The 8,049-nt window shown below is 68.5% G+C and carries 6 protein-coding genes; 3 read left to right on the top strand and 3 right to left on the bottom strand.

The annotated features are described in order from the left end of the window. Positions 1-439: 439 nt before the first annotated feature. Positions 440-1,987: a PspC domain-containing protein gene (locus QH196_RS18100; protein WP_280416982.1), complete on the top strand. Its 1,548-nt coding sequence runs from the start codon at positions 440-442 to the stop codon at positions 1,985-1,987. A gap of 19 nt (positions 1,988-2,006) precedes the next feature. Continuing rightward, complete coding sequence (locus QH196_RS18095; protein ID WP_280416981.1) at positions 2,007-2,231, top strand: hypothetical protein; 225 nt, start codon at positions 2,007-2,009, stop codon at positions 2,229-2,231. 92 nt (positions 2,232-2,323) lie between these two features. Here QH196_RS18095 and guaA read toward each other — a convergent pair whose 3' ends face one another. The 3 genes from guaA to guaB form a co-directional block, all read right to left on the bottom strand. Continuing rightward, positions 2,324-3,901, bottom strand: coding sequence for a glutamine-hydrolyzing GMP synthase (gene guaA, locus QH196_RS18090; protein ID WP_280416980.1), 1,578 nt, complete (start codon positions 3,899-3,901; stop codon positions 2,324-2,326). A 48-nt stretch (positions 3,902-3,949) separates the two neighbouring features. Beyond that, positions 3,950-5,125: a GuaB3 family IMP dehydrogenase-related protein gene (locus QH196_RS18085; RefSeq protein ID WP_280416979.1), complete on the bottom strand. Its 1,176-nt coding sequence runs from the start codon at positions 5,123-5,125 to the stop codon at positions 3,950-3,952. Between the two features lie 433 nt (positions 5,126-5,558). After that, positions 5,559-7,100, bottom strand: coding sequence for an IMP dehydrogenase (guaB, locus tag QH196_RS18080; RefSeq protein WP_280416978.1), 1,542 nt, complete (start codon positions 7,098-7,100; stop codon positions 5,559-5,561). Positions 7,101-7,369: 269 nt separating this feature from the next. Between guaB and QH196_RS18075 the strand changes: the two genes are divergently transcribed. Further along, the gene (locus QH196_RS18075) at positions 7,370-7,783 is read left to right on the top strand and encodes a DUF5319 domain-containing protein (protein ID WP_030522220.1); all 414 of its coding nucleotides are present in this window, start codon (positions 7,370-7,372) and stop codon (positions 7,781-7,783) included. The last annotated feature ends 266 nt before the right edge of the window (positions 7,784-8,049 follow it).

The following is an 8,049-nucleotide window of genomic DNA, read 5'->3' as shown; positions in this document are numbered from 1 at the left end:
CCGGGGTCCTGTCATACGAAACGCCTGCCCCCGTGGTTAGGGGCCCCGCGGGGTGGGGGGGGACGGGGCGGGGGGGCGGAGCGGGGGGGCGGTGGAGTGTATAAAGAGACCAGTAGGGGCCCCCACCCCCCGGGCCGGGGGCTACCCCCCGTTTCTTTACCCGGGCGGCCCCTGGGGGGGCCCCGGGGTTCGGGGCCCTAGAGGTCTCGTTCTTCACTCCTCCGCTCCTCCGCTTCGCTCCCCCGCTCCGTCGCTCCAGAACGAGACGGGCCCCGAACCACGGGGGCAGGCGTTTCGTATGACAGGACCCCGGTGGTGCTGCGGGGCAACCAACCGGGGGAACATCGGGGCGGTCGGGTGGTGGTCAGGAGTATTTCGGGAGCAACTTCAGGGTTCACCCCGATGTGAGGAAGCACGCAGGAAGCGGAGCATGGGTTTCATGACGAGAACCAGCTTCGGTGATCAGCTTCAGCAGATGTGGCAGACCCGCCCGGCCCGCCTGCCCCGGCGCGGGCCGATCGCCGGGGTCGCGGCCGGGGTCGGGCATCGCTACGGTATCGACCCGGTGTTGGTGCGGGTGGCGTTCGTGGTGTCCACCCTCTTCGGCGGGGCGGGAATCGTGCTCTACCTGTTCGGGTGGCTGATGTTTCCCGAGGCCGGGGAAGGTGCGTCGATGGCGGAATCGCTGACCCGTAAACGGCAGGATTCGCAGAGCCAGACCAAGACGATCGTGCTGATCGTGGCGCTGGCGATCGCGGTGAGCACCATGGGTCCGGTGGGTGTGGGGCTCGGCGGGTCGGGGGTGATCTCGCTGGCGCTCATGCTGGCCGGTTGGTGGATGCTGTATTTGCGGGCTCCGCAGCCGCCGCCGCTGCCCGCGGGGGCGGCGGTTCCGGATTCGCTTGCGGGCCCGGGGACGACCGGGTACCCCGGCGCCACGTTCCCCCAGGGCGGCGCGGATCCGTATACCTCCCAGTACACCGGAATATATACCCCCTATACGAAGCTGCCGGACCAGTATGTCCCGGACAACCCCGTGCAGGACGACGAAACCGCTTCCGGTACCGCTACCTCCGAAACGACGGATACCACCGGTCCGAGCCTCACCAAAACCCCCGCCGCCGAACCTTCGTCCCCACCGGCCACCGCGGCCGTACCGGCCGGCGATCCAGGCCCGGGCACACCCGACTCCACCGCCACCGAAAACCCGGTCGCGGCCACCCCTTCTGAGCCGGACGTGCCCCGGGACACCGGCCCGGACCGGCCCGTACCTCCACGCCCCACCATCGGGATGAGCAAGTCCACCGGCCTCACCGACCGCACTCCGCCCGCCTGGGATCCGCTGGGGGTCGCGCCACTCGCCTGGGATCTGCCCGACCCCACCCCGGCGCAGCCGGTGGCGGTGGTCACCGAGAAGCGTCCGCGGTCGCGTTTCACCGCGGTCGTGCTCGGCCTGGCAATCCTCGCCGCGGCAGGTGCCGGCGCTACGGCGGTGGCGGGAGCCGAATGGATGACAGCGGGCCGGATCGCCGCGATCGCGCTCGCGGTGATCGGGCTGGGACTGATGCTCGGCGCCTTCCGGCGCCGGGGTCAGGGCCTGTTGCTGGTCACCGCCCCGCTGGCGGCGTTCGTCATTCTGGCCGCCGCGGTCGGGCCGGTCGATTTCCAGAGCACCACCATGGGTGAACGCACCTGGACGCCCGTCTCGGCCGCCGATGTGCGGCCGGAATACGCGGTGACGATGGGTTCCGGCACTCTGGACCTGCGCGGTATCGAACTGACCGCTGATCGAACGGTCGACCTTTCCGTGCAGATGGGTCAGGCGGTGGTCCTGGTACCCGACAACATGAACGTGCGCACCGAGTGCACCGTCCGGATGGGTGAGGCGAGATGCCCGGACGGGCTCACCGGCCCCGGTGGGGATGCGCCGGTGCTGGATTTGAACGTGCAGGTCCGAATGGGTGAAGCGGAGGTGCGACGTGGCTGACCGGGAAACGAAACCGCACGTGGAAACATCGAATGACGGTGGATCGGCCGGACGGGCTCACCGCGGGGGCTTCTCCCCCGGACTGTTCGTCACCGGTCTACTCGCGCTGCTGGTGAGCATCTGGGCCCTGGCCGCGCCGGACAGGTGGAATATCGCCTCCATGATCCCGGTCGGCTGGATCGTCGTGGCGGCCGCGATCGTGATAGGCGTGGTACTGGTCATCTCGCCGAGAAAGCGCCGGTAGCCCGAGCGGCGACGCCGGTTCTCGTCGAACGGCGCCGTACCGAGCACAACGCCCGGCCCCTCATCCGAGGGTCCGGGCGTTCTGCTGTCGGCTCACTCCCACTCGATGGTGCCCGGCGGTTTGCTCGTCACATCCAGAACCACACGGTTGACCTCGCTCACCTCGTTGGTGATCCGGGTCGAGATCCGTTCCAGCACCTCGTAGGGCAACCGGGTCCAGTCCGCGGTCATCGCGTCCTCACTGGACACCGGCCGCAGCACGATCGGATGCCCGTAGGTACGACCGTCCCCCTGGACGCCGACACTGCGCACATCCGCGAGCAACACGACCGGGCACTGCCAGATCTGCCCGTCCAGACCGGCCGCGGTGAGTTCCTCGCGGGCGATGGCATCGGCCTGCCGCAGTGTCCGCAACCGGTCCTCGGTGACCTCACCGATGATCCGGATCGCCAGGCCGGGGCCGGGGAAGGGCTGCCGGGCCACGATCTCCTCGGGCAATCCGAGCTCCCGGCCGACCGCCCGGACCTCGTCCTTGAACAGCAGCCGCAACGGTTCGACCAGTTCGAATTCCAGATCGTCGGGCAGGCCGCCCACGTTGTGATGCGATTTGATGTTCGCGGTTCCGCTGCCGCCGCCGGATTCCACCACATCCGGGTACAGCGTGCCCTGCACCAGGTATTCGACCGGGGGGACATCCCGGCCCGCGGCCTGCTCGCCGACGACCTCACCGACGGCATCCTCGAACGACCGGATGAATTCCCGTCCGATGATCTTGCGCTTCTCCTCGGGGTCGGTGACACCCTTCAGTTCGCCGAGGAACTTCTCGACCGCATCCACGGTGACCAACCGGGCCCCGGTGGCGGCCACGAAATCCCGCTGCACCTGTTCGCGCTCACCGGCCCGCAGCAGCCCGTGATCGACGAAAACACAGGTCAGCTTGTCACCGATGGCTCGCTGCACCAGTGCGCCCGCCACCGCACTGTCCACGCCGCCGGACAGGGCGCAGATCGCGTGCGCGTCCCCGATCTGCTCGCGCACCCGCTCGACCATCGCGTCGGCGATATTGGCGGGTGTCCAGTCCGGCTTGATACCGGCCATTTCGTGCAGGAACCGGCTCAGCACCTGCTGCCCGTGCGGCGAATGCAGCACCTCGGGGTGGTACTGCACACCGGCCAGCCGGCGGGCCCGGTTCTCGAACGCCGCGACCGGTGCACCCACCGTCGTGCCGGTGACCTCGAAACCATCCGGGGCGTCGGTGACGGCGTCCCCGTGGCTCATCCACACCGGCTGCAACTCCGGCAGCCCCTCATGCAGCAGCCCACCGTCGATATCGAGTTCGGTGCGGCCGTATTCGCGGGTGCCGGTATTGGTCACGGTGCCGCCCAGCGCCTGCGCCATCGCCTGGAAGCCGTAGCAGATACCGAAAACCGGGATATCCAGGTCGAACAGCCGCGGATCGAGGGCGGGCGCGCCTTCGGTGTACACACTGGCCGGACCACCGGACAGGATTACCGCCAGCGGCTGCTTCTCGGCGATCTCCGCAACGGTGGCCGTATGCGAGACCACCTCCGAGTAGACACTCGCCTCCCGAACCCGGCGGGCAATCAACTGCGCGTACTGCGCACCGAAGTCGACGACAAGAACGGGCCTCTGCGAATGTGTCACCCGCATGAGTCTAATGAGCGCCGATCAGCGACTCGCAGGCCCATACCCTCGGGCTCAGGCGCGAACGCTGAGGCCGACCTTCTGGAATTCCTTGAGGTCGGAGTATCCGGCCTTGGCCATCGAGCGGCGCAGGCCGCCGACGAGGTTCAGGGAGCCGAACGGATCGTCGGAGGGACCGGTCAGCAGCTGTTCCAGGCTGGGGCGCACCGGCGCCGGAGGGGCCTGCCCGAGCAATTCTTCGGCGAGATCCCACGGCTCGTCCAGCGAAAGCAGCGATCCCCGCGGCACCGAGGGATGGGCGGCGGCCGAGGGCCAGTACCAGCCGCGACCGGGCGCTTCGGCGGCGATGGCGAGCGGCGCACCCAGCATGGCCGCGTCCGCGCCACAGGCGATGGCCTTGGCGAGCTGGCCCGAACTGTTGATATCGCCGTCGGCGATCACATGCACGTAGCGGCCGCCCGTTTCGTCGAGATAGTCGCGGCGGGCCGCGGCGGCGTCGGCGATCGCGGTCGCCATCGGAATGCCGATACCGAGAACTTCGCCGGTGGTGGTCGCGCCCGGCTGCGAACCATAACCCACGATCACTCCGGCGGCACCGGTCCGCATCAGGTGCAGTGCGGTGCGGTGATCACTGACGCCGCCGGCGACGACCGGCACGTCCAGTTCGGCGATGAAAGTTTTGAGGTTCAACGGTTCGCCGTCGCCCACATGCTCGGCCGAAATGATGGTGCCCTGCACCACCAGCAGATCGATCCCGGCCTGCAGCAGGCCGGGGGTGAGCGCCCGCGCATTCTGCGGGCTCACCCGCACCGCGACGGTGACCCCACCGGCCCGCACCTGGCCGACCGCCGCGGCCAGCAGATCGGGCTGCATGGGCGCGGCGTGCAGTTCCTGCAGGAACGCGATCGCCCGCTGGTAGCTGCCTTTGTCGGCGAGCTCGAGCAGTTGGTCGATCTTGGCGGAGACATCCGCGTGGCGGGCCCACAACCCCTCACCGTTGATCACTCCCAGCCCACCCCGGCGCCCGATCTCGATGGCGAATTCCGGGGAGACCAGCGCATCGGTCGGATGGGTGAGGAAGGGGATATCGAACCGGTAGGCGTCCAGTTGCCACGCCAGCGACACCTGGCTCGCCGAACGGGTCCGGCGCGAGGGAACGATATCGACATCGTCCAGCTCGTAGGTCCGGCGAGCCGTCCTACCCATCCCGATCTCGACCATATCGCGCACTGATAGCTCCTGTATTTTCGGCGCGCTGGCGCGCGCGGGGTTTCGGCCCCCTTGGCGTTGCCTTTCAGCCCTCGAGACTCGCGGCTCCGCGGCCTCGCTTCGAGGCCTGAAAGGCAACGCGGGCCGAAACCTCCAAGGGCCTCGTAAGACTCGGCACCGAAGTCTGTGCGTTTCACCTGGTGAACTCGCATATTGCGACTAAACCTTACACACCCCCGGTCAGCCGCGGCTCGGACGGTTGGCGGTCTGAGCACCAAACCTGGGATCACTGCTGAACGCGCCCAGCCGTGGTGCCGAGTTCAGCGAGGCCCTGAAAGGTTTCGGCCCGCCCCTGCTTTCCGCACTCGATGCGATGCGGCGCAGCCGCGAGTATCTAGTGCGGAAAGCAGGGGCCGAAAGGGCCGAAACCCCGCGCGCCGGAGGCGCGCCAAAGTCACCGCCCGGTGTAGTTCGGGGCCTCCACGGTCATCGTGATGTCGTGCGGGTGGCTCTCCTTGAGGCCCGCCGCGGTGATCTGAACGAACTGGGCTTCCTGCAGACCGGTGATGTTCTGTGCGCCGGTGTAGCCCATGGCCGCGCGGAGACCGCCGACGAGCTGGTGGATCACCTGGTTCACCGGGCCGCGGAACGGCACCCGGCCTTCGATACCTTCGGGAACGAGTTTGTCCTCGGCCAGCACATCGTCCTGGAAGTAGCGGTCCTTGGAGAAGGATTTCGCCTGACCACGGCCCTGCATGGCGCCCAGCGATCCCATGCCGCGGTAGCTCTTGAACTGTTTACCGCCCACCAGGATCAGCTCACCGGGCGATTCCGCGGTACCGGCCAGCACCGAGCCCAGCATCACGGTGGAGGCGCCGGCGGCGATGGCCTTCGCGATATCGCCGGAGAACTGGATTCCGCCGTCGGCGATCACGGGCACACCCGCGGGCGCGCACACCGCGACGGATTCCAGGATCGCAGTGATCTGCGGGGCACCGACACCGGCAACCACCCGGGTGGTGCAGATGGAGCCCGGCCCGACGCCCACCTTCACCGCATCGGCACCGGCCTCGACCAGCGCCGCGGCACCGGCTCGGGTGGCGATATTGCCGCCGATGACCTGGATACGATCCCCCACCTCGGCCTTGACCTTGCTGACCATGCTGAGAACTTGGCGCTGATGCCCGTGCGCGGTATCGACGATGAGCACGTCGGCACCGGCATCGGCCAGGGTCATGGCCCGCGACCAGGCATCGTCGCCGACGCCCACCGCGGCCCCGACCAGCAGCCGGCCGTCCCGGTCCTTGGTGGCGTCGGGGTACTGATCGGTTTTCACGAAGTCTTTGACGGTGATCAGGCCGCGCAGCCGGCCCTCACCGTCGACGATGGGGAGTTTTTCCACCTTGTGGCGGCGCAGCAGCCCGAGGGCGGCCTCCGCGGTGACGCCCTCCTGGGCGGTGATCAGCGGCGCCGGGGTCATCACATCGGCCACGCGGCGGTTCTGATCGACCTCGAACCGCATATCGCGGTTGGTGATGATGCCGACCAGCGCACCCGTTTCGTCGACCACCGGCAGACCGGAGATCCGGAACCGGGCGCACATGGCGTCGACCTCGGCGAGGGTATCGGTGGGGCGGCAGGTCACCGGATCGGTGACCATCCCGGCCTCGGACCGTTTGACCGTCTCCACCTGGCTCGCCTGATCGGCCACCGACAGGTTGCGGTGCAATACCCCCATGCCGCCCGCGCGGGCCATGGCGATCGCCATCCGGGCTTCGGTGACGGTATCCATCGCGGAACTCACCAGCGGCGTCCGCAACCGGACCTCTCTGGTCAGCTGACTGGATGTCTCGACCGAGCTGGGGATGAGATCCGACGCGGCGGGCAGCAGCAGCACATCGTCGAAGGTGAGGCCGAGCATGGCGATCTTGTTCGGATCGTCACCACCCGTAGGAGGGCGGACAATCGTGCGCTCGCCCGGTACGGGATTACTCATTCGGATCGAGCCCTCCTGGACGTCGGCTGAGCTATCGAGATATAGCGGCCCGATAGCAAACTGTAACTGGGAACAAACGTGCGGCGCCGGATCGTTTATTCCGGCGGCGGTGCCGGGTGAACTACTGCTCGTCAGCGCTTGACACCATGGTATCGGTCCGGTTGGACCACGGATCAACTGAGGCCCGCTGCGATCGATCGAGCAGCGGCGGCGAAACTGGCGGCGCGGACGGCTGGCGCAGACCGCCCTGTTCTGCGTACCGTGGGGATGTGCGTGACCATCTACCACCTGGCTTGCCGCCGGATCCGTTCGCCGGAGACCCCGCCGACCCGTCCGCCGCGCTCGATGCCATCGAGCCGGGGGAACCGCTGGATCCTCATGAGCGCCTTGCGGTCGAAGAGGATCTCGCCGATCTCGCAGTCTACGAGGCGCTACTGGCCCACCGCGGTATCCGCGGGTTGGTGGTGAGCTGCGAGGATTGTCGGCAGGATCATTATCACGACTGGGATATGCTGCGCGCCAATTTGTTACAGCTCCTGGTCGACGGCACGGTCCGGCCGCACGAGCCCGCCTATGATCCGACTCCGGAAGCCTACGTCACCTGGGATTACTGTCGCGGCTACGCCGATGCCTCGATGAACGAGGCGTTCCACGGCGACGGGTTCGACGCTTTCGACAGCTGAGTCCTTCGACAACCGAGTCGGAGCCGCCGGGCTGATCCGGCATGATCGACCGCCCTACGACGGCCGATCGTTTTGGCGTATCCGCACCAGGTTCGTAACGCACCACTCACCTCACCCGTACAGCGCCGGGGGGGGGGGGGGGGGGGGGGGGGGGGGGGGGGGGGGGGGGGGGGGGGGGGGGGGGGGGGGGGGGGGGGGGGGCGGGGGGGGGGGGGGGGGGGGGGGGGGGGGGGGGGGGGGGGGGGGGGGGGGGGGGGCGCGGGGCG

The sequence above is a fragment of the Nocardia carnea genome (assembly GCF_029868325.1).
In the GTDB taxonomy this organism is placed as follows: domain Bacteria; phylum Actinomycetota; class Actinomycetes; order Mycobacteriales; family Mycobacteriaceae; genus Nocardia; species Nocardia carnea_C.
Note: the sequence above shows the minus strand (reverse complement) of the source record. Positions and strands in the feature narration are given on the sequence as shown.